The following is a 23,796-nucleotide window of genomic DNA, read 5'->3' as shown; positions in this document are numbered from 1 at the left end:
TTGCAAAAGTGGAGCTGAGGGGGATCGAACCCCTGACCTCATCATTGCGAACGATGCGCTCTCCCAAACTGAGCTACAGCCCCATTGAAAAGAACATTTCAAAAACCGCGGCAATATAGAAGTTTCACCCAATAAAGGCAATATCAAAAATCACCCACAAATTCTGTTCTCAAAATACTGTACAGATAATGATCGACGCGAAATCCACGAATATTGAAATAACCTCTTAAAACTCCTTCCCGGGCAAATCCGGCTTTCTCGAGCAATTTATAGGAAGCCGTATTTTGAACCGAACACTTGGCTTCGACCCGATATAATTGCGCTTCATAAAATGCTTTGTGAAGGATCAGGCGCAACGCCTCAGTACCGTAACCGGCTTTGTGAAAATCGGATGAAATACTGTACCCGATTTCCCCGATAAGATGTTCCCATGTTCTGATGCTAAGCGTAATCCAACCCATGGGTGCTTGATCACTCAAACGCTCAATAATCCACTGAAAACGATCCCGTGTATAGTCGGGTAATTTATTACTGGACGTACGTTCTAAATCAGAACGGATTTGCTCGATCGACAACGGAATCAGAGGTTGATGTGCCCGGATACGTTCTTCACGCCGCCATTGATAAATGCGCGCCGCATCTTCGACTCTCGGATCGCGTAGCCTCACCCGGTATGCAGGCAGGTTCATGCCATAACCGGGAAAATTTTTGAAATCAATCATAGTTTGGAGCTTAATTTAGTGGCGTACTAAATTAGACATATCGCAAAGTAAATTCAATCAAAATACGCTCGCACAGGGGAAAATTATAATTGACTTTCAATTCGGATTTGTTTAAAATGGTTAGGTTTTATAAAAGCAATCCGGAACAATCATACCTTTTATTTAGCAGATAAAATTCAGGAGGATTACCCAATGGCACTTGATGCGTTAGGGATGGTAGAAACTAAAGGCTTAGTCGGCGCCATCGAAGCGGCAGACGCAATGGTCAAAGCGGCAAAAGTGGAATTGATTGGCAAAGAAAAAATCGGCGGCGGTTATGTAACGGTAATGGTCCGCGGCGATGTTGGCGCTGTTAAAGCGGCTACGGATGCCGGAGCAGCGGCTGCTGAAAAAGTCGGGGAACTCGTTTCCGTCCACGTCATCCCAAGACCGCACCCGGAAGTGGAAATGATCCTGCCCAAAAAAGGCGCTAATTAAAAAACAAATAAGCGTAGAACTGAATGGAAGACCGCGCGTTAGGTATGGTCGAGACCATGGGGCTCGTCGGAGCAATTGAAGCAGCCGATGCCATGGTTAAAGCCGCCAAAGTTACATTAATCGGTAAAGAATTAACCGATGGCGCCATGATTACGATCAAAGTCGTAGGCGAAACCGGTGCAGTGCAGGCTGCAGTAGCCGCGGGTGAAGCGGCTGCACGCCGCGTCGGACAAGTCGTATCGACCCATGTTATCCCAAGACCGGACGAAATGACCGAAGGCATTTTATACGAAGACGGTATTATCGAATGGCTGGCCAATAACGCTGAAAAAAGCGCCTCAAAAAAAAAACTGAACTCGTAACACTCGCGCAACAGGATATATTCCAATCGGTCCAAAAAGATGAGTCCATTCTCAAAAAGAAAAAACTCGTCAAACCCAATGAAGACTTTCACACATTTAACGTTGCTTCCCTCAGACGATTAGCCCGTTCCGTACCTAATTTCCCGATGGGTGGACGTGAAATTTCCAAAGCCAACCGAGAAGAATTAATACGAAAATTAGAAGACATCTTTAAAGAACAATAAAACCACTCTAACCGAGTGGTTTTTGTTTTATTATCCTTATGACGAACGTGTTAACTGAAAAATTTCAATCACTCAGTCTCTTCAGCCGTATTTTTATCATCACCACGGTCACTATTCTATTCACTCTGGGCATTATAGCGTTGATCAATCGTATTTTTCACCTGGCAGGAATTCCATACTCGTATATTTGGCTGATACTGGTGCCCATCGGTATTGCATTCATCATTTCATATCTTGCGGCAAAATTTGTTGAACGCGAAGTAAATTTTCCGATCCGACAATTTATTGATAGCGCCAAGGAAATCGCACGTGGAAATTTCGATCATAAAATTAATGTTCATGGAAGTCAGGAAATGCTCCAATTGGCGCGTATTTTCAACTACATGACGATTGAACTCAAACGGATATACGATATCAATATTAATCAGATTATCAGGGAAAAAATAAAGACGGAAGCCATTTTGCGTAATATTGCCGACGGAGTGATCGTGTCAGGCCCGTTTGACGAAGTGCTTTTGCTCAATGATATTGTAGAAACATGGTTTAATGTTAAAGAAAAAGATGTCCTGGGATGTTCGTTAGCTTTTTTTATTCCAGAATTAAAGCCGCTGCTCGAAAAAACGAAACAATCGTTCGGTAACGAGATTTTATTGGAAGAAATCGAAACCGAACACGACGACCCTGTATCCAACATTGTTTTAGCTGCTCACGCTTCTAAAGTTTTGGATCAAGGCGATTTGATTGGTATCGTTATCGTGTTGCGTAACATCACTAAAGAAAAACAAATCGATAAAATGAAGACGGAATTGGTTTCCGTTGTGGCTCATGAATTACGTTCGCCGCTGACATCGATAGCCGGTTTTAGCGAAGTGCTCAAGGATCCTGAAATGACGCCTGCCCGTCGAAAAGAATTTATGGATATCATTCATTATGAATCAGGCCGGCTTGCCGATATGATTGACAAATTTCTCAATATCAGCCGGATCGAAAGCGGACAAACGGTTATCAACAAAATTCCAATCGATATCGCTTCAACTATCGCGAGTGTAGTCAATATCAATGCAACGTTGGCTCAGAAAAAAAATATAAGCGTCAAATTAAATATTCAGGAAGGCATGCCATTCGTCAATGCCGATCCCGACTTGATCGGACAAGTTATTTTGAATCTCTTTTCAAACGCTATTAAATACAGCCGTGAAGACTCATCGATTACATTGGGAGCGGAATGGATCGATGAAGAAATTAAAATTTCTGTTGAGGATATGGGGTTTGGAATTTCAAAAGAGAATATGAAAAATCTTTTTCAGAAATTTTTCCGAGCTAAAGACGATAAACGTATTAAAAGTATCGAAGGAACCGGCTTGGGGCTGGCTTTTGTGAAAGAGATCGTACAGCAACATGGCGGTAAGATTCATGTTGAAAGCGAGTGGGGTAAAGGTTCAACATTTTCGTTTACATTGCCTGCTGGAATGCAAACATCCGATAAATACGAAGCAAAAATGATTGCATCAACTAAGTAATTACCGGGACATTCCGGCAGCAGCTTTCGTGATGCGCGAGACGTTGTTTTCCTGATCTTTGTATTGCAATTGATATAATTTATAATAAATACCTTCCTGTTCTAGCAATTCTTCATGCCTTCCCCGCTCGCGTATTTTTCCACGATGCATGACAATAATTTGATCCACGTGGCGAATCGTTGATAATCGGTGTGCAATGACAATAGACGTCCTCCCGGACATCAGTTTTTGAGTTGCCGCTTGGATTAATTGTTCACTTTCCGTATCGATGCTCGAAGTAGCTTCGTCCAGAATCAGGATTTTAGGATTGAACACCAAAGCGCGCGCAAGTGAGATCAATTGGCGTTGCCCGACAGATAAAGTGCTTCCTCTTTCCTGCATCGGTTCGTAATAGCCATTCGCTAATTTTTCAATAAACCGATCTGCTCCGACCATCCGCGCAGCATCGATCACGGCATTTTCAGAAATCGTTGTATCACCCAAACGTATATTATCTAAAATATTTCCTGAAAACAAAAATACATCCTGCAAAACAATCGCCATATTTTTTCGCAAAGCATATTGATCAATTTGTTGAATTTCTCTCCCATCGATTAAAATATTTCCACGTTGAATTTCATAAAATCGTGACAATAAATTAACAATAGTACTTTTTCCTGAACCGGTCGCTCCGACTAATGCAATGCTTTGACCTGGTTCCACTGACAATGAAATATCTTTGAGAATACAATCGTCATCGGTTTTAACGTCTTTCGGATTATAAGAAAAGAATACGTTCTTAAATTCAATTTTGCCACGAAACGGATCGATTGCCGGTGTTTGTTTCACATTCGGAATAGCATTTTCAGTATCAAGTAATTTAAAAACACGTTCGGACGAAGCCATTGCAGTTTGTAAAATATTATATTTGTCACTTAAATCCTGAATTGGACGAAAGAAAAGTAAAGCATATTGAATAAATGCGATAAGTGTGCCCAGCGTGATTGATTCACGTACAACTTCTCCACCGCCGTACCATAAAATCAACGCAATCGCAACCGAACTTGCTAAATTGATTGCGGGAAAAAACCAGGCATAGTGAAATATGGATGCGATGTGTGAATCGGTTAGTGAACGATTAAAGTCATCGAAATGTTTAAAATTTTTCTTTTCACGATTAAAAATCTGGACAGTACTGACTCCGGTAATATTTTCCTGAAGATATGAATTCAGCGCGGAAATTTTCAACCGGATTTCACGATAAGTGATGCGTACATATTTTTTAAAAACTATCGAAATGTAAAAAATTACCGGCAATACAGCGAGCGCGACCAGCGTTAATTTCACATCCAAAACAAACATAAAAACAATGATACCAATCAAAAGGAAAAGATCGCCAAACAGATAGACCAAACCTGAAGTAAACATATCATTCAATGATTCAATATCTGACGTCACTCGCGTGATCAGGCGCCCTACCGGATTTCGATCAAAAAATTGCAAGTGAAGTTTTTCAAGATGAGCATACAAGTTCATTCTTAAATCAAAAATGATTCGTTGGCCGGTTAATTGCGTCAGATAAATTACCGCATATTGAAATAAAAATTCACCGATCAAAAGTGCAACAAACAATCCCGCATAATAATTTAATGCACTGAAATCATGCTGGGCAAGTGCACCGTCGATAGCTTCCTGGACAACCTTAGGACGATAGGCATTGAATCCCTGAGCGCAAATCAGAACCAATACTGATCCCAGCAACATAAATTTATAAGGGATTGCAAACCGGATCAAACGCTTCATCAGGCGTGCGTCATACGCTTTACCCATAATTTCATCTTCATGAACAGAACTCACACATTGCCTTTCTAAAATTGAACTTGAACTTCTTCAACAACGCCAAACGTTTCCATCGGGGTCTTCAGGCTTTCGGTTTTTGAAACTATAGCCAAAATATAATGATTTGTATTTAGATACTTTTGTGCTGCATCTTTGATATCGCCCTGGTCGACTTTCTGTATCATCGTTACTTCGTCGTTCAAATAATTCAATGGTAAATGAAAAAACTCACCTTGTTCAAGATAATAAGCATAGTCGTGATTAGTCTGGATACGAAAAGGGAAACTTCCGGCAAAAAATTTTTTGGCGTCCGAAAGCTCAGGTTCTAAGACGGTTTCATTCTGCATTCGCTTGATTTCATCAAGTATCGATTCTATTGCTTTGCCGGTGTTATCAGTTTTAGTTTGCATCCGAACGGTAAAAATCCCGCTGGCCGCTCTTCGAATCAATTGTGAATAAACGGAATAAGCCAATCCTTGTTGCGTACGAATTCGATGAGTTAAACGAGAAGTTAATCCGGAGCCGCCAAGAATATAATTCATCAACACAGTAGAATAATAATCGGGAATGTTACGTTTGCATGCAATATTTCCGAAGCAAATGTTTGCTTGTTTTAGATCGCGTTCAACTAACAAAATTTTTCTTTTTGAATTTACGACAGGCTCTTCAAGAGGAGACATTGAACGATGGTCAGTAGTTATCGATGAAAATTGATCAATCAATTTTTGTATTAATGACTGCGGCTCGAAATCACCAACGATTGCCAGAGTTAGTCGATTCGATACTGCAATATTATGATAAGCTTTTATAATATCTTCACGTGTAAGTTTATTAATCGTAGTTGCCGATCCGTCAATCGTACGCCGGTATGGATGATTTTGGAATACCGATTCCGCGCATACGTCCCAAGCAATTTGCATGGGTTGATCGGCTTTTTGTTTAATATCAGCAAGAGCAAGTCGACGGGCCCGTTCGATTTCATCAGCAGGAAATACGGATCGGATCAACAAATCAGCCAAAATTGCAAGCGATCGATCGAAATGTTTACTTAATGATGTCAGTGAAAAATTCACTGAATCATGATTAGCCGTAAAAGTAATTGATGAGCCTAGATAATCGAGTCCTTCGGCGATTTGAATTGCAGTCTGACTTTCAGTACCTGATTTTAAAAGCATGGCTACAAGTTTTGTAAGCCCTGCATCATCGTCGGATTCCAGCGAGGCTCCGCCGCGAAAAGATCCTCGCATGGCTATGACGGGAACAAATGGATTGGGGCGAGTGATGGCTACGAGACCGTTGTCGAATGCAAACCGTGTAATATCACCGCTTGATAAAGAAGTAAGCAAATGCATTTATCCGTGGCGCCTCAATAAAACTTTTAATTACCGGACATAAATTTGAGCGATTTATAATCGCTGCCGATTATGACCGTTACTTCTACATACAATTGCGGATTTTTCTGCTGTATGACGCCGGATTCGCTGATCCCTAATGCATTTGCAACTTGAATTGCATTTTGAATATTGCCAAGCCTGTCTTGTACAACTGACTTTTTAAAATTACTGTGTTGCGCGTTACCAGCTTGAACGACATCGAAGCCGCGGGCTCTCAAAAAATCAGAAGCTTTGGATGCCAGACGCGGAATGCTCGTTCCATTAAGAACTTCCACGCGGATTACTGTGCTTTTGACTTGGGTTGTTTCATCGGCTTTTTGCCCGTTGTTTTCCTGAGTATTTTCAGTAGTGTCTTGTTTGATGTTTGGATCGACCGGTGTACTATTGAGTCGAATGATAAGCGAAATCACAAGTGCGACTACAATCAGCGACAATGCCCCAATAAGAAGGTTCAACAATTTATCCCATCGTTGATCGGGTGGTTTTTGAATAAATTGTTTCTGTTCACTCATGCTTTTGGTTATACTTTCCTGTTCCTGTTGCGATTGCGTTTCCTCTGAACGGACTTTTCTCAACATTCTTTCCTCTCCTATTAAAAAAATAACCCCGACATGTCGGGGTTATTCATTTTTATATCATTTTTTGATAAAACAATTTTTTACTTATTTCCGCCGAATTGATAATCCGTATAGCCTGTACGATTAGAAGTACCAAACGGGCTTTCAACCATTCCGAACCCCGAGTAGTACGGCGATGTACTGTAGCCGATATTCATTTGAAATTTACTATTAGGCTTATAGATCAGTTCGGCTCCGTGTAAAAATTGCGCATTTTTATTTTCAACGCCTTTAGGACCGCCGAATGGCTGGTGCATAATACCCATATTGACTCGTAAAAACAAAGGATCCGACAGTTTAAAATTCATTTGATTGGTATACATACCAATAGTACCACTTTGCCCGCCACCGCTATAGTAGGTCAAACCGTAACTTTGACTCATGTAAAATCTTCCAGGACTAAACAAACCGAATAACGATGATGTTACAGGCGTGGTGATTCCACCGCGTACATCAACTGGCTGTTTCTCGGCTTGCGATTTAAACTGTGCCTGAACGGACCCAACCACCAAGAGAATCAATAAAACGACCCCGCATTTCATGTTTGATCCTTTCTGATTTTACATGCCTTCATGATATTAAAATCAGACAAAAAAGTCAAGCAGTCGTGTGAACATTTTAATAGTTTCAATAAATTGAGAATTCCTTATTAGATAATCCCTAATCGGATGGCTTTGGCTACGGCTTCTGATTTGGTTTCGGATTGCAATTTCTTGTAAATTTTCCTTACATGATACTTTACTGTGTTGGGGCTTTTGTTGAGGCTAGTACCGATGTGTTCGTAAGTATCTCCAGCAGCTAGTTGATATAAAATATTTTCTTCCAATTCATTAAGGTGATAATTTTCATTATGTTTTTTAAAAATATTTTTTTGTTTTAGAAGGGTTAATACCTTCCGCGCAATTTGCGAGCTCATTGGCGAACCGCCATCATAAGCCTCCTTGATCGAATCGACCAACCGAATGGGAGAAGTACCTTTTACAATATATCCGTCAGCTCCGACCTGCAGAGCATCCATGATCATGTCGTTTTCCATATGGACGGTCAACATCAGAACTGGAAGATTGGGCAGAAGTTCTTTAACACGTCTGACTCCTTCTATGCCCGATATCCCGCGAAAAATAATATCCATGAGTAGCACATCCGGGACACATTTTTGAATATTATTTAACATGGCTTCACAACTTGAATAAGTCTGAATACATTTGAAACCTGGTATACCATTAATCAAAGCAGTCAGACCATCACGTACAATCACATCATCATCAACAACGCTTACTGTTACCATTTTTACCCTCTTTGAATAGTTGGATGTCTTATTTAGATCATACTTCTAAAGTAAAGTAGCTCATTGAAAGCACACTTGTCAACTACCTATATGGATAGTTGAAGATATGATCTTACCTTACTTTATAATGATTTTTCCATAAAACACTGTTAAAGACTACCCTTACGGATAGTATTAAAAATCCTGATCAACTATCCAATCCACCTGCAATAAACGCCGAAAACAAAAAAAGGCGCTATTCTGAAGAAGAACAGCGCCCTTTTTGAATAAATCGAATTTATATTTAGAATTTAATACCAACCGTAAAGCGATGGGTCGCATCGAGCTGTCCCATATCGAGATAGCCGTAATCCACGGTCATACCAAGATTATCGCTAAATTTGTAATCGATACCGCCGCCGAACGTCAAGCCGGCCGTTGAAGCTTTGCCCGTCTTGTAATCACGGTCTTTCTTCAATGTCGATGTATATCCCATACGGGCGAAGAACATATTCTGAAATCCATATTCAAAACCCATGTTGGTCCGGCTTGCCTGGAAGCTGTTGATATTTTGTTCCAGCATACCGGTAATCGCATTTTGCTCGTTGCGATATAGTTCCAGACTGGCGCCAAAATTAACCGATGCGGGTAATTCAAACGGCTCAGAATCGAATTTCAAGAATGACGTCTCACCCGATGCATCCGTAATCTCACGTGTAAGGCCATCGCCTTCATACTTGGCTTGCGGCCCGATATTTGTTACTGCAAACCCAAGCTTCAACCCACGGTATCCTGTATTGTAAGTAAAACCGAAATCAAAACTCATTCCCGAAGCTGACACCAAATCAATCTTTGAATTGACGAACTTCACTGTTAACCCACCGCTTACACGATCGGTGATCTGCTTCGAATACGAAAACCCTAACGCCAGTTCATACGGCGAATAAAAACCGATATTCCCGTTCGGACTATCTTCCGTCGTCTTTTCAATATCGCCGTAGCTCAGATAGTTGAACGATACAGCAAACACGCCCGCTTCCGCATACGGAAACGATACCGCCGCATAGTTCGAACTAATGCCGGCAAAGTGATTCAAATACGAAAATGAAACCGTTGCGCGATCCGTGGCCGATATGTTCGCCGGATTCCAATAAATCGCATTGGCACCGTTCGTCGTCGTAAGGCCGTTCATACCCATGCCGGCCTCCCGGGCGCCCATCGGAACTTTCAAAAACATGAAACCGGCCTCACCGCGTTTCTCCTCGCCGGCATATACAGAGATAACATATAATGCTATCATCAATATGGATAATATCTTTCTCATATGATTGTCTCCTTGAAAATTTATGCGATGGCAAGGCAGCTTTTTAAGCTGCCTTGCTTATCGACTGAATTATCGTACATCCGGTCCATTAATTGTATTGGCTTCCTGAATCACCGCGAATTTCACTGTCGCCTCTCCAACGCCCCGCGCTTGAACATGCAGAATATACATACCGCTGGCCACAAACTTGCCGTTCTCATTTTTCAGGTCCCACAACTCAGTTGAGCTATATCCGGCTGTAGCTGTGCCCCCTAAATTAAGCGGATTAGTGTTACGGCGGTCATTATTAGACGTCGCATTGTGATTGATCATCTTCACCAAATCACCTGACACTGTGTAAACTCTGAGCGTCGCCTCATCCGGCAGGTTCATGAACTTGATCGTCTTGTCAAATAAGTTTGTTTGATATGTCGATGCACGCGCATAATACGGATTCGGAACTACTTTGATGTCTTTGAGTTTTGACTTGATTGCAGCTTTGGGCTTTGCAGCCATTCCCGAAACATGCAACGTATATCGATCCGTCGATGAGTATGGGTGACTGACGATTATCTCAATTGTGCCTTCGTCAGGCAATTGTGTATAAACAGTATTCTGTGTAGTCGCATCAAAAGCCGTTCCTGAGATTGTAGCTCTGCAGAATTGATTCCACTCATCACCATCCATAGCAGTTGAGGCTAAACTTGGAATTGACCGTGGAGCCGGCGTCCATACGGCATAATTATAACCTGAGAAGTAGTCCAGCAAACTATATAAGGTTTCAGTTCCAGCTAGCGTTCCAAAATGCCCGGTTTTACCGCCAAGATCATAAGTAGTAGTATCAATAAAGTAGAACCCACGCGTTTCAGGGCCAAGGCCATCATCCAAGGGATCATTGGTAAATCCGCCCGTATACAATGAAAATCCTTGACTATTGCCGCCTACAGTATTACGGCTTCTCGTTGATACGTTAAGTTGACGCGGAGTCGCATTTCCATCTGCACCATCAGTCTCAAATACCTGGAAAGGAACCTGCATGTATCTTCTCAACGCTCCACTTCCACCAGTAGTTGAATATACATACTGCCATTTGGCTGGATCACGGCTAAATATTATTCTAAGATTACGGTTATATTCCGCTCCACCAGCATTATCCGGTGGTCCGCCGAAAGTAGCCGGATCAAAACCATGATCCGCATCTCCAATTCCCAAATCCTCATATTCTTGACCAGCAAATTGGTGGTCACCGTGTCCTTTAAACCACGCTGTGTCCATATTGGCAGCGGTATATTGCGGACCAGGCTGATATTCCACTGATTCGAAAAAAGTCAGCGGATTATAAACTTTGAGTAGAATTCCATCAATGATATAAAACTGCTCATCGCTTAAATCGTTATCTTTTACTGCTATTGTTGTTGCAAAATAGCTGTCATCTAAAATTTCATCGGTTCCATTAAAAATTCCGTCAGCATTGGCGTCAAAGAATGTGTTGGGATCGTCAAGCTTATTTGAGAACTTGACTTGACTACCATTTTTGATTGCACGATAAGCTGTAGTACCGCCGGCATAGCCTACGAGGGCTTTGCCATTTTGTGATCCCGGAATCTTAAAAAATTCAATGCTAATGTCCGTATTAGTCACAGCATTGTAATCTACAATTTCAAATTCTATCAAACCAGCACTGGCTCCTGCAGTATGTACAAAACTGTCAACTTGCGCCGTTGCTACCGAGATTCTATCCTTGCTTGGAACAACTGAGACTACGTTAGACGTCTGAGGTGTCTCAAGTGAAATTGGCAATCCTAACGGACCTGGAATTGCAGAGCCGCCTGGACCGACCACTGGACTTCCAACCAACCCGATATATGGTTGAGCATCATATGCAGCGACGGAATAATAATATTTGCGGCCGTTCACAACATCTTGATCGCTATAGTTATATCTCAATCCGTTGTCAGTTCCAAACACTACTTCTTCTGTTTTCAAAAAGCCGTTATCATCGATAAAAGCATTGGGCTGACTGACTTTGCCGTCGATTTTGTCAAATTCCGCAAGTTTTTCATAGCTGCCGGGTAACCCTGTCAAGCTTCTGTATACCCGGTAACCTTGAAAATCATTTTTGATGTAATCAGCTGAATAAGCTGTCCCGCTTAATCCCGCCAGTTCACCGAAATTATCGGCCGAATATTCAGCTGCGTTATTCCAAGAGATATCTACTTTACTGTCGCCTGGTACGATTACGATACTTGGCACTGCCGGAGCGCGAGGAAATACTAATCCTGCATTAAAGACTGTCTGGGCAAAGGCATCCGTGGTTTTCATTACCGCTAAAGCCGACAAACGGTTACTGCCCTCACCTCCAATTACACCGAGCCACATCTCCATGGTCGAATTTGCAGCAATCGTAAACGGTCCGACGCCATGCAAGATTCGTTGATCGCCCTTATCTGCGGTTGATGCAACATTGGGATTACCTTGTTGAGTAAGAGGGTTCCCTGCAAATGCATACTTATAATCAGCGCCTGTACCTGTTTTGGGCGCGCCAGCTGTTGTTAAACCGGCTAAAAGATTATATCGTTCTGCATTGGTATGCGGATCCGTACCATTAGCGTATGTACTAAATGACGTTGCACCCAGCCATATCTTATTGCCAGGTAAAGCCGTTACTTCATAGCGGTTAACAGCCGGATTATACGTCAAAATTGTTTTATTCGATGCAAATTTTTGTCGCAATTCGACAGAAACATCATTCGTATCCACCACTGGACCTTGGAAGAAGTCAAAACCCATTGTGGCAGGATAGGATTCATTCTCTGAATCATACACAAAACCGAGCCCGCCCAGTGTATCAATACCGACAATATCATTGCCTGCATCATTCACATCCGGATCTGCCCACGCGCCTGCATAGGCATTTGTATAATTCACATTGGTTTTGTTAGCAATAAGGAATCTCAAAAATACTACGTCAGCCAAAGCACCTTCATTAACGGCATACGATTCCAGCACTACTTCCAATCCCAATCCAGGGTTTGGGCTGGCAACCACTTCTTCATTGCTACGCTCTACATCCAAATCATTGAAGACCATCCATGATTGTGCATCAACAATCAAACTAGGATTATTGGAAGCATCACGAAGGCCAGGCCATGCCGCCCAGTCCGCTACTCGATCTGCATCATCGCCTTGTCCTTGATTATCTTTATTGATCACATAGACCTTATTGGCAGGCAATGCCGGATCTTCTGCCTGTAATGAACTAAACGGAAGATTCGAATTTAAAATATGCCCTGGCTGAAATTCTGAAGAGTGTTCCACTTCGCTGGAAACTTTGTCAGTTCCTTTCAAGGCTGCTACATAAAAGCCAGCTGCATACACAATCGTGCGGCCCGATCCACGAGGAAATTCACCACCCGATCTATTTTTATTGCCGTCTATATCCGGCGAATCGAAAAAATACGAGCCGGTATTAGTCATAATATACTTCCAGTTATTAGCACCAATAAAAATAGCATCACCTTCAATATCTGGTTTTTTAATTTTAGCCTTCAATCGCGTTATCGAATCTTCACGAGCAATACCTAGCGATAGGTACATGAGGCTGATCGCCATGGCCGTTAGAATACCCGCAGCAATAACGAATAACTTTTTCTTGTTCATATAATTACAACTCCGTTTGTTAATTCTTTTCTTACTAGTATCAGAATAAGAAAATTAGAAATTGAAAATGACGCCTAGACGAGCCTGACGAGGTGTGTCATAACTTAATCCGTCACGGAAATTGACTTGATATTGAAGCAATTGGCGTTCACCTAAACTTTGGCCCGCTTTTGTATCGAGAAAACCGTTGTCATCTGCTAAACCAGTTGCCGAGTAAACAGTTAATATATTTTTCCGATCTAATAAATTTAAAACCTGAACATACACATTCATGCTCATGTTGTTGCCAAAATTCACTGTTTTATCTGCTTTCATGTCAATACGGAAAGTCCATGGTTGACGTTGTGAATTACGGCGACCCACGACTTTACCTTGGGGAACGCCAAACACCTGTATTGGTACCACTGACGTTGGAGTGTATGGCAATCCACTACCTGCATTAACTAAAAAGTTAATACCTGCATTCTCCAATATCTTGTGTCCGCCTAATTCCGGGCCTTCGGCTTTGGAATTACGAATGTCAAGCGTAGCATTGATATTGTGGGTTTGATCGAAATTAAGCGGCGCATTGAATTTTGCATCCGAATAACCCAGCCATGAAGCACGGAAACCGGTGTTTTCACCAGAACCCGAGCCACGAGCCGATTGAAATGTATAATTTAAACGTCCGGAAAATTTGGAAACGCGGCGAACTTCGAAAGCAATGTTGATGCCTTGAATAACGCCTTCATCGGTATTAACATTCATAATCAAACTATTAGGCCTTGATGCAATTGATTGTGAGTTAATTAAGTCCTGGATATCTTTGTAGTAGGCATTTACGTCAATTGCGACATTATCACTCAGCGCCCTTCTCACACCGACTTCATATTGCGTGCTCTTCTCGGCTTTTAGATTCGGGTTGCCAACTGTTCCGGCAAATGGAGGATAAAGAGACATCCTTTCCAAGAAACTCGGGCTCACATATAAATTCTGTAAATTCGGTTGTTGGAAAAACTTACCGTAACTCATACGGAATTGCGTTCTTTCAGAAACAGGAAAACTTACACTGAACCGGGGACTAATTTTATGATCTGTTTTAGCGCTTTCATAGTCTTCAGGCCCCAGAGTGCCTGACCACAATCTATCTGTTGTATTAGGTTGGTAGCCACTAACACCGTTTTTATCAGTAAACTTACCGGCTTGACTGGCGTCAACTTGTCCTGTTGGATCTGATTGATCTTTCAATCGTTTCACACCAGGATTAAACAAGTCATATCTTAATCCCGCGCGAATTACCAATCCTTCATGTTCCAATTTGTCCTGCAAATAAGCGGAAAAACTATTAGGTTTAGCTGGACCAAGAATTTTGTTTTCTAAATCATCTTTGCTGATCTTGATCGCTTCGTAATTAGAATTTATAATATAGCCAATATTATCATTGGCACCGGAAATTGGATTATCCGGATCAACGATATTTAAAAACCGCACCCAATGATAAAAATAATCAACGCCGGCTTTGATCTGATTATTCTTGTTGATCTGATTGGTGTAGTTGGATTTGAATGCGATATATTTATCCTCATCGGAACGATAATTCAAGGCGCCACGGCCAATGTCATTTAACAAATTATCATTATAAAACGAAGAATAACCTGTATTCCCCTTAATCGTTGATGAATACGATTCAAGCCCATTCCATCCTAATGCATCATTCGTAAGACGACGTTTGCTGCTATAACCATTAACGCCGAAATCAAAAAAGCTTCTCTCGTTGATTGTATAAGTTGCAGTACCACCAATATTCAAGTTATTAATGTCGCGTAGTAATTGGCTATTGGGATTCAATACACGCGACATTAGAAAGCTTCTGCGATAGGTTTGAGAGTAATTACCAGATAAATCCACTCGGAGGCGGTTGGCAATAACATCAAAGGTCAATTTACCTTGGAGGTTATAACCACGATCGCTGTTCATACCGATGCCCCCTCCTCGGGAAGGGCGTGCACCTTTTTTGAACTTGACATTGCCATGGCTGTCCAGATCCCATATTACAGTATCCATCCGCGATGGATCATCAATTGTGATATTCGGATCATTCGGATCATCCTTTCGTGCCGATATGCCAAGATTTGACAATTCAAAGACCGGGTGCCCATTCACACTAGGTTCAGCATCTTTGATATTACGACCTTCAGCCGAAACATAAAAACGTATTTTATTACTGCCAGGAATAATTGGACCGCCAATACCGCCGCTGAACACATTGTAGCCATACGATTCAGCAATACCTAATCCACCCGGATCGCCATTCCATTCAACATTACCTGAATAGCGAGTTCCACCAGACTTGGTTGTAACTTGGATGATACCCGATTGGTTACGACCGTATTCAGCATCAAAACCGCCAGTAATCACCAACAATTCTTCGACAGCACCATTGGGCACGGTCGCGTTAGCAGTACCGGTCAAAAGGTTGTTTTGCTGGAAGCCATCCATATAAACACCGGTTTCATTAGGACGACCGCCACGTACGCTCACGTTTGCTGTTCCACCGTCCAAATTGCGCGTCTTTGTATCAACAGTAATACCCACTCCTAAATTAGCCGCCGCCTGAAAACCGCGAACCGGCATATTCTTGATTTCTTCGGATGACGTCACGGTCATAGTCATCGTTTGATCTTTTTGAATCAGCGGACGTTCCGCTACGATCACGACTTCTTCGCCGCCGAGCGATTCTGGGGAAAGATCGAAATCCACACGAGTCGTGAAATCCGGCAATACGCGGACATTTTGTTTGGTAATTTTAGTGTAACCGATCATGCTGGTGCTGAGCGCATAAACGCCCGCCGGTACATTAATGATTGTAAACTCACCTTGTGCATTAGTCGCGGCGCCCATTGTGGTTCCATCGATTATAATATTCACACCCGGAAGGGCATCGCCTGTCTCTTTGTCCTTGACCATCCCGGTAATTTTACCGTTCGTGCCGGCAAACAAGGACAACGGAACCAATGAAAAAGCCATTGCGAAAAGCAATGTGAATTTTCTAAATGTCGTAGAGAACATACTGTGTTTCTCCTTAGAATAAATTAAATTAACTTAGTTAGTGAAAAAATTAAAACAACTCGTATAAAGCGTGTCTTTCACCTCCAATCTTGAGATTTGTAATCATTAAAAAATGAAGTTGATACTCACGAAATAGGAATGCGAAATACTGTTTTTTTCACCAATTTTGATAGGACTTTACTTTGTCTTTCGAAAAACCAAAAGACATGCTTAAGTAAGATGTGTATTTACGATCTTCAAATACATGATAAGACTTCACAAGATAGAGTTATGAATATGTGATTACAATTGGGCGAGTGGGTGAAATTACGATAAAATAAATAAATTATAATGGATTTTGACCTGATCAGGTCAATTAATGGAATAGATTTATTGAAGCTTTATCCGTGGATCGGCCCATGCATAGAGTACATCGGCTAACAAATTTCCTGCAATGACCATGATGCCGGCCACAAGTGTATTGGCTATGATTAAAGGATAATCGCGAGCAAAAATAGCGTCCACCGTCACTCTTCCCATGCCCGGCCATGCAAATATAACTTCAGTAATCACGGCACCGCTTAATAGAAAAGGAAATGATAACCCGATAATGGTAATCAGAGGAAGGAGCGCATTGCGAAATGCGTGTTTGTATACTACTTTTTTTTCATCCAAACCTTTTGCACGAGCGGTACGAATATAATCCTGGCCAATGACTTCGAGCATGCTACTCCGCATATACCTTACTGTAGACGCGGCGGAGGCAATCCCCAGTACAAAAACCGGCATAATCATGTGTGAAATTGTATCCCATATATACCCAAATGTATTCAATTGATCCGCGTTCACACCATGCATTTGGGATGCGGGCAGCCATCTCAAACCAAGAGAAAAAATTAAAATCAACATCAAGGCCAGCCAGAAATGCGGCATGGAATAAAAAAACAAGCTTCCAACAGTAATAATATGATCGGTTTTTCTTTCGCGATTCAAAGCAGCAATAATTCCAATCAAAACGCCCACCAGTAAATCCACCAATAAAGCTACCCCGGTCAGTAACAACGTATTCGCCGTCGATTCCAGAACAATATCAAAAACCGGACGGTGTTTACTAAATGAAATTCCGAATTCCCCCTGAAATACGCCATCAAACGGAGGAATGACTCCCAGCCACTTTCCGTATTGAACCATTAAAGGATCATTCAAGCCTAAATTCTCGCGCATCCGATCGGCCGCATCGGGATCGATATTAGGATCGATATACATAGCCGTCGGATCGCCCGGCGCAAGCCTGATCAGGAAAAAAGTCAGCGTCAATAATCCGAAAATTAACGGCACAGATCCGATTAATCGTTTTGTCGCATAGCCAATCATAACCCGATCTCATTCGGTATTCTATTTATCAACTTTGTACCAATTATAATATTCATGATACCCAGACAAAATATCAACGTGCGTGCCTTTCAAACGATTATTGATTCCCACGATATTATCAAACCAGAACAAATACGTCACCGGTTGATCTTGATTCAAAATAACCTGTATTTTTTTCCAGACTTGCCCTGTGTCAGACGGACCATTTTTACCGGACGCGGCATCCAGCAAACTGTCAATGGTCGGATTTTGATAGGCGCAAACATTAAATGTATTTTTCTCCAGGTTTGACCCGATTTGAGACCGCAAGTCGATCGTCATCGCTGTATTCATACCACCGATAAAAGCATCGAATTCCCGATTACGCAAACCCGAATTGAACACATTCGTCTCAAGTAACTGCGCGTGCGCTTCAATTCCGATTTTTTTGAGTTCCGATATGATAAATTGCATCGCATAGGCACGCCTTGAATTTCCGGTATTGGTTGTAATGGTAAATTCAAATTTCCTTCCGTCTTTATCGAGAAAACCATCACCGTCGTGATCCTGCCATCCTGCTTCCGCCAATAATTGTTTAGCTTGGTCTATATTATATGGAAGCGGATTAATCGTGTCATTGAAAGCCCATTTGAAAGCCGGAGAAATAGGGCCATTGCAGATTTGACCGTATTCGCCTAACCAACTTCGAATCAATTCTTCACGATTAATGGCCATCGTTAAGGCTTGCCTCACTTTCCGATCGGCAAACAGAAAATGAGGCCTGACGCTTTTATTTTTTTTGTAAACTTCTATATCAATATGACTCCACCCGATATAATCGAAACGACGAAACCGTTGTTTTTCAATCCGCATCCCGGGATCACTTTCGAGCCCCCGGGCTTCATCCGGTGACAATCCTTCAAGAAGATCGACATTCCCCGTCTTCAATTCGATCAACCGAGTATTAGCATCAGGAATAATTCGAAAAATAATTTTATCTAAATATGCTTCGTGCGGAATTCTCCATCGGCCATTTCGAGCCAGAACGATTTCTTGTTTGCGTGTCCATTTTTCAACCGTATAATGTTTGGCCGTAACCGGTTTTTCTTGATTCATAGCGAAAGCCCGAAGATGTTCCACATCGACAAATTCATAAATGTGTTTTGGAACAAAATTCAACGCCGTATGAGTCAATTGCTGAAACCGGTCATAGGCGGCCGTGAAATTGAAAACGATCGTCGAGTCATTTTCAGCATGCACTGACCGGTCAATATCAATTTCACCGGATTCGTTTTTAAAAAAATAATTGAAATAACTTTTCCGCACATTTGGAATTTTTGGATTAGCGTACAGGCCGTAGCTAAACTTAATATCATGCGCTGTTATTGGAATTCCATCAGACCAGACAGCGTCTGTTCGCAGATAATAGGTCAACGTTCGTCCGTCATTCGACCAGTGCCATGATTTAGCTAACGACGGTATATATTCAGTTCGACCGGTTGTTGTATCAAAGTTCAGTTCAATCAAATCCGGAAAAGTAAATTGCAAAATTGTACCGGTAGAACTGCTTGACCAAAAAATCGGATCGAGTGCATCCGCGTCAGCTGATAGGGCGATGACAGCTGTTCCACCGATTTGGATTTCGGGAGAACGGCTACAACTAAAAAATAATATGAATAAAATAATTAATGGCAGCCTAGACCGGATCATGAGAGATTTCCCGGAATGATGAGTTTCATTGATTAGCTGAAGATAAAATAATATACGAAAATATAAGTTGCCGGGGCCACGAACAGCAAGCTGTCAAATCTGTCCAAAATTCCGCCATGTCCCGGAATGAGCGTTCCGGAATCTTTTACTTGGGCGTCTCTTTTGAGTAAGGATTCGGCCAGATCACCTAATTGGCCCAAAGTTCCAGCAAAAAAACCAATAACAAATGTCTGCGGCAATGTGAGAATAAATGTATTACCTGAAATTTCATAAATCCATCCAACCAACCATACTCCTAATAACGCGCCGAAAAAACCCGTTACAGCGCCTTCCCATGTTTTCTTTGGACTCACCCTCTCAAAAAATTTATGACGCCCGAAAAGCCGGCCTCCGTAATAGGCCAACGTATCACATGCCCATATTCCGCTCAGTACAACAAAAATTAATTGCGCTCCGGCCATGTCCGGCAGATGCCGTTCTATCGGTATACGACGCAACATCAATAAACTGGTCATCATCAAAGACACATACAAAAATGAAAATATCGTAGTTGAAATATTCAATATGGCCGACCCTTCATTGCGGAATAATTCCACCAATAAGACAGCCAATAAAAAAATCAGTATCACCGGCAGCGCGAAAAATGAAAGATTAAACTGGAATAATCCCGCCCACACAATTGAAAATCCGACTAGCAAAACCACTTGAGGCAACGCATTTTTTTGTTGTGCCAATTTCGCCGCCTCCAACACGCCAAAAATTATTAACAATTCTATCAAGATAAAAAAATACCATCCACCTGAAATCGTTGCCGCGACAAAAAAAGGAATAGCGACTACGGCCGCAATAATACGTAAAACACCTGAACTCACTTCAACACCTCTGAATTGATTGGCTATGCAATGATATTTTAAAAATATACAGGAAGAAATTATGGTTCAATGAAATAAAAAAAGCGTCTTTAAAAGACGCTTTTAAAAATAAAACTTAAATTATTAAAAATTAGTTTACGGTTTGATCAAAAAGGCTGCGCTCAATAATTTTAGACTCGTCGATCAACATGACCGGAATATTGTCTTTCACGGGATATTGACGACGGCATTCTGAATTGGTACAAAGAAGCGTTTCGCCGTTTTCTTTCAGAGTGGTTTTGCACGCTGGACAGACAAGAATTTTGAGAAGTTCTTTATTAAGCATGTTATATATTAAGACAGAACAGCCCCGCAGTTACCGCACAGTTTGACTTTTCGTTCGAGGAACTTCCATGCACCGCTTTTTTCTGAAACTTTCGATTCGATAAATTTTGCGTAACCGGCAACTGATTCTTGTTTGCACGATTCACATTTTACTTTTTCGGAATACGCCTGTACTTTGGCGGTTTTATCAACAAACGTTTGTTTTTTAGCCATAGTTTAAAAACTCCTTAAAATGACCACGGATTAACGGGTTTCTTTGTGAAGGGTGTGTTTCCGTTCGTAGCGGCAATATTTCATCACTTCCAGACGCTCAGCGTCGTTTTTCTTATTTTTCTCTGTCGTATAACGGGAAACACCCGGAACGTTACTGGTTTTGCATGTCGTACACTCCATCGTGATGACGATGCGATTACCTTTACCTTTTGCCATACTTACTCCTCCCGGTAAACCGGAGTCTTTCTAATTGTCTGGTTGATAGAATATATGTATTTCTAAAAAATTTAAACAGATACTGTCTTATCCAAAATGGGGCTCAATATATAAGAAAGACATTTGAATGTCAAGAATTTTTCAGGCTTTTGTTGGTTGCAAGTATGTTACTTAACAATAACAAAAACACAGGTTTTACAACAATCTTGAATGTTTGCTGGCGACAATTGCCTTGATTAAATGACGATTAATCGTTATGTTCAACCGTTCAAGTTATCCGTAACTATTATCAGGAAAAATATTTGAAAGCGGCCTTCCCCGACGTGTCATCGCTCGTCGCCAGCATTAACAAGACGATTTTTTCATATATTCGCAAAAAAAAACCAATCACGCTGTATGAACCGCCCCAATATTTATTTCAAGGCGGTGGTAAAAGACTGCGTGCCGTCATGCTGGTTTTATGCAGTGCACTGAACGGCCGCAATTATCATCATGCTTTGCACGCCGCGGCCGCTGTTGAAATTTTACATAATTTTTCGCTCATCCATGACGACATCATGGACAACGACGATATGCGGCGCGGGCGGAAAACGATTCACAAAAAATGGAATCAGAATATCGCCATTTTATCCGGTGATTTTCTTGCTGCAGCGGCTTATAAGGCACTAAGCCAGTGCCCCAAGGAAGTTTTGCCGCATGTTTCGAATATTTTTGCCGACGGATTTATCGAGTTATGCGAAGGACAGGCGCTGGACAAAGAATTCGAAACGCAGCCATCCGTAACCGAAAAAGATTATATGAACATGATTCGCCAAAAAACCGCCGTTCTGTTCAGTGCAGCCACCCGTATCGGAGGTGTCGTCGGCGGCGTTTCGTACGGACAGGAAAAAGCGCTTCGGGATTTTGGTCTTCATTTCGGATTGGCTTTTCAGATTCAGGACGACTTGCTCGATATCATTTCCGATGAGACTACTTTCGGTAAAAACATAGGCAGTGATCTGATCGAAAAGAAAAAAACGTACCTTTCGATCCTTGCTTCTAAAAGCAAAACCGGTCGCCGATTACTTAATACTTTCAGCCCAGTGCATTCCGAATCGCGGCATCGCGAACTTCTCGCCGAATTTATCAATTTTCTGGATACCAGCGGTATTCAGAAACAAACGCTAAAACAGATTGACCACCATTTTAAATCGGCTTTAAAAAATTTAAACGGATTTAAAAACACGCACGCTAAAAATCGCCTGATTGAAATTACACACCAGGCGTGGCACCGATCGTATTGAAAAAAGAATTACAGGAATGATCGAACGAGAAATTATTGTCTCCAATAAAGCCGGCATTCACGCCAGGCCGGCCGCACTGTTAGTCAAAACAGCCAGTAAATTTGATTCCGACGTTTTTTTCTCATGCGACGGAACGGAAGTCAACGCCAAAAGCATTATGAGCGTCATGATGTTGGCGGCCGCAATGGGCAGCACGGTTAAAATCAAAGTTGAAGGCTCCGATGAAGCGGAAGCCATGGCCGCACTGATTGCTTTATTTGAAAGTAAATTCAACGAAGAATAACATGCCTCTCTCGCGAAAAAAAAAAGAAACGCCGGAAGAACTGACCATTAAAGGCCTCGGCGTATCGCCGGGCATCGTGGTCGGCCCTCCTTATATTCTCCACACGGCTCCACTGCAAATTGCCGAACGTAAACTGAATTCTCACAAAGAAGTCGAGCAAGAAACCGAGCGTTTTCATCAGGCACTCACCATCACGCGCGAACAGCTCAATCACCAGATCCAGGAAGCTAAAACCAAATACGGCAAAGAATACGGCGCCATTCTCGAATCGCATTTTTTAATTCTCGAAGACGAAGAAATGATCCGAGGCACGCTGAAATTCGTACAAAGCAGCCACATGAATATCGAATCAGCTTTTTCATCGGTAATGGATAAATTCAAAAATAATTTTTTGAAATCGAATAATGAATATTTACGCGAACGCGCTACCGACATCGAAGATATTAAGCGGCGGGTATTGAATAATCTCCTTGGCCAACATAAATCCGTTACGGTGGAAGAACCATCCATTTTAGTCGCCGATTCGATCAAGCCTTCCGATATTGCCAATATTGACCGATCAAAAATTCTCGGTTTTATTTCCGAAGGCGGCAGCACATTATCCCATTTTGCGATTGTAGCACGGTCACTGAATATTCCTGCTATTGCCGGCATTGCGAATGTCACCGGATTCATCCACGAGGATGATAAAATTCTAATGGACGGGCACAAAGGCGAGTTGATCATCAATCCGCAGGAATCAACAATTGAAAAATACATCAAGAAATCCGAACGTTTTATCAAAGAACGCGCTGATCTTGAGTCGATTGCCAGACTTCCGTGCGTCACCAAAGATGAAAAAAACGTTGCTCTGACGGCCAACGTCGAACTACCTGAAGAAGTCGACAAGGCTTTGAACCAAGGAGCTGAAGGTATTGGACTTTACCGTACGGAATACATGTTATTTTCCGGACGCGAACTGCCGTCGGAAGAGCAACAATATCAGCAATACCGTCGCATCGCCGAAAGAATACATCCACATAAAGTCACTATGCGCACGTTCGACGTCGGTGGTGATAAAATTCCACTCGAAATTCTAAGCTCACGCGGCTACGTTCACGAAGATAATCCTTTCTTAGGATGGCGAGCAATTCGGATCGGCCTTGAATGCC

General features: G+C 41.9%; 21 protein-coding genes and 1 tRNA gene. 6 read left to right on the top strand and 16 right to left on the bottom strand.

The window, feature by feature from the left end; translation table 11 throughout:
• Window positions 1-9: 9 nt before the first annotated feature.
• Window positions 10-83, bottom strand: a tRNA-Ala gene (locus K1X84_13070).
• Between the two features lie 60 nt (window positions 84-143).
• Window positions 144-722: a GNAT family N-acetyltransferase gene (locus K1X84_13065; protein MBX7152566.1), complete on the bottom strand. Its 579-nt coding sequence runs from the start codon at window positions 720-722 to the stop codon at window positions 144-146.
• Between the two features lie 192 nt (window positions 723-914).
• Between K1X84_13065 and K1X84_13060 the strand changes: the two genes are divergently transcribed.
• The 3 genes from K1X84_13060 (at window position 915) to K1X84_13050 (ending at window position 3,305) form a co-directional block, all read left to right on the top strand.
• The gene (locus K1X84_13060) at window positions 915-1,199 is read left to right on the top strand and encodes a BMC domain-containing protein (GenBank protein ID MBX7152565.1); all 285 of its coding nucleotides are present in this window, start codon (window positions 915-917) and stop codon (window positions 1,197-1,199) included.
• 23 nt (window positions 1,200-1,222) lie between these two features.
• Complete coding sequence (locus K1X84_13055) at window positions 1,223-1,561, top strand: BMC domain-containing protein (GenBank protein ID MBX7152564.1); 339 nt, start codon at window positions 1,223-1,225, stop codon at window positions 1,559-1,561.
• Window positions 1,562-1,823: 262 nt separating this feature from the next.
• The gene (locus K1X84_13050) at window positions 1,824-3,305 is read left to right on the top strand and encodes a cell wall metabolism sensor histidine kinase WalK (GenBank protein ID MBX7152563.1); all 1,482 of its coding nucleotides are present in this window, start codon (window positions 1,824-1,826) and stop codon (window positions 3,303-3,305) included.
• Here the strand turns inward: K1X84_13050 and K1X84_13045 are convergent, their stop codons facing one another.
• The 14 genes from K1X84_13045 to rpmG all read right to left on the bottom strand — a co-directional run bounded on the left by K1X84_13045 (window position 3,306) and on the right by rpmG (window position 21,079).
• Window positions 3,306-5,114, bottom strand: coding sequence for an ABC transporter ATP-binding protein/permease (locus K1X84_13045; GenBank protein MBX7152562.1), 1,809 nt, complete (start codon window positions 5,112-5,114; stop codon window positions 3,306-3,308).
• Window positions 5,115-5,152: 38 nt separating this feature from the next.
• The gene (locus K1X84_13040) at window positions 5,153-6,475 is read right to left on the bottom strand and encodes an insulinase family protein (GenBank protein ID MBX7152561.1); all 1,323 of its coding nucleotides are present in this window, start codon (window positions 6,473-6,475) and stop codon (window positions 5,153-5,155) included.
• A gap of 26 nt (window positions 6,476-6,501) precedes the next feature.
• Window positions 6,502-7,095, bottom strand: a complete 594-nt coding sequence (locus K1X84_13035) for a LytR C-terminal domain-containing protein (GenBank protein MBX7152560.1) — start codon at window positions 7,093-7,095, stop codon at window positions 6,502-6,504.
• An 80-nt stretch (window positions 7,096-7,175) separates the two neighbouring features.
• A complete protein-coding gene (locus K1X84_13030) occupies window positions 7,176-7,676 on the bottom strand; it encodes a hypothetical protein (GenBank protein ID MBX7152559.1) in 501 nt (166 codons plus the stop codon).
• A gap of 107 nt (window positions 7,677-7,783) precedes the next feature.
• Window positions 7,784-8,422, bottom strand: coding sequence for a response regulator transcription factor (locus tag K1X84_13025; GenBank protein MBX7152558.1), 639 nt, complete (start codon window positions 8,420-8,422; stop codon window positions 7,784-7,786).
• A 283-nt stretch (window positions 8,423-8,705) separates the two neighbouring features.
• Complete coding sequence (locus K1X84_13020; protein MBX7152557.1) at window positions 8,706-9,725, bottom strand: PorV/PorQ family protein; 1,020 nt, start codon at window positions 9,723-9,725, stop codon at window positions 8,706-8,708.
• A 69-nt stretch (window positions 9,726-9,794) separates the two neighbouring features.
• Window positions 9,795-13,181, bottom strand: a complete 3,387-nt coding sequence (locus K1X84_13015) for a hypothetical protein (protein ID MBX7152556.1) — start codon at window positions 13,179-13,181, stop codon at window positions 9,795-9,797.
• 237 nt (window positions 13,182-13,418) lie between these two features.
• Entirely contained in the window at window positions 13,419-16,412 is a 2,994-nt protein-coding gene (locus tag K1X84_13010; GenBank protein ID MBX7152555.1) for a TonB-dependent receptor, read from the bottom strand.
• A gap of 369 nt (window positions 16,413-16,781) precedes the next feature.
• The gene (locus tag K1X84_13005; protein ID MBX7152554.1) at window positions 16,782-17,765 is read right to left on the bottom strand and encodes an ABC transporter permease; all 984 of its coding nucleotides are present in this window, start codon (window positions 17,763-17,765) and stop codon (window positions 16,782-16,784) included.
• Window positions 17,766-17,786: 21 nt separating this feature from the next.
• Entirely contained in the window at window positions 17,787-19,454 is a 1,668-nt protein-coding gene (locus K1X84_13000) for an ABC transporter substrate-binding protein (protein ID MBX7152553.1), read from the bottom strand.
• A gap of 32 nt (window positions 19,455-19,486) precedes the next feature.
• Window positions 19,487-20,326 carry a phosphatidate cytidylyltransferase gene (locus tag K1X84_12995; GenBank protein MBX7152552.1) on the bottom strand — a complete coding sequence of 280 codons (840 nt, stop codon included), beginning with the start codon at window positions 20,324-20,326 and terminating at the stop codon, window positions 19,487-19,489.
• Window positions 20,327-20,456: 130 nt separating this feature from the next.
• The gene (locus K1X84_12990) at window positions 20,457-20,651 is read right to left on the bottom strand and encodes a Trm112 family protein (GenBank protein MBX7152551.1); all 195 of its coding nucleotides are present in this window, start codon (window positions 20,649-20,651) and stop codon (window positions 20,457-20,459) included.
• Between the two features lie 8 nt (window positions 20,652-20,659).
• On the bottom strand, window positions 20,660-20,863 hold the full coding sequence (locus K1X84_12985) for a hypothetical protein (GenBank protein MBX7152550.1): 204 nt from the start codon (window positions 20,861-20,863) through the stop codon (window positions 20,660-20,662).
• A 30-nt stretch (window positions 20,864-20,893) separates the two neighbouring features.
• Entirely contained in the window at window positions 20,894-21,079 is a 186-nt protein-coding gene (gene rpmG / locus K1X84_12980; GenBank protein ID MBX7152549.1) for a 50S ribosomal protein L33, read from the bottom strand.
• Window positions 21,080-21,381: 302 nt separating this feature from the next.
• Between rpmG and K1X84_12975 the strand changes: the two genes are divergently transcribed.
• From K1X84_12975 to K1X84_12965, 3 genes are all read left to right on the top strand, one after another.
• On the top strand, window positions 21,382-22,362 hold the full coding sequence (locus K1X84_12975; protein MBX7152548.1) for a polyprenyl synthetase family protein: 981 nt from the start codon (window positions 21,382-21,384) through the stop codon (window positions 22,360-22,362).
• A gap of 19 nt (window positions 22,363-22,381) precedes the next feature.
• Window positions 22,382-22,645, top strand: a complete 264-nt coding sequence (locus tag K1X84_12970) for an HPr family phosphocarrier protein (GenBank protein ID MBX7152547.1) — start codon at window positions 22,382-22,384, stop codon at window positions 22,643-22,645.
• Between the two features lies 1 nt (window position 22,646).
• The coding region (locus tag K1X84_12965) for a hypothetical protein (protein ID MBX7152546.1) at window positions 22,647-23,796 on the top strand (1,150 nt) is incomplete at its 3' end.

The sequence above is a fragment of the bacterium genome, assembly GCA_019695335.1.
Taxonomy (GTDB): domain Bacteria; phylum CLD3; class CLD3; order SB21; family SB21; genus JABWBZ01.
The sequence above is the reverse complement of the archived record's forward strand: the minus strand, read 5'-3'. Positions and strand labels throughout refer to the sequence as shown.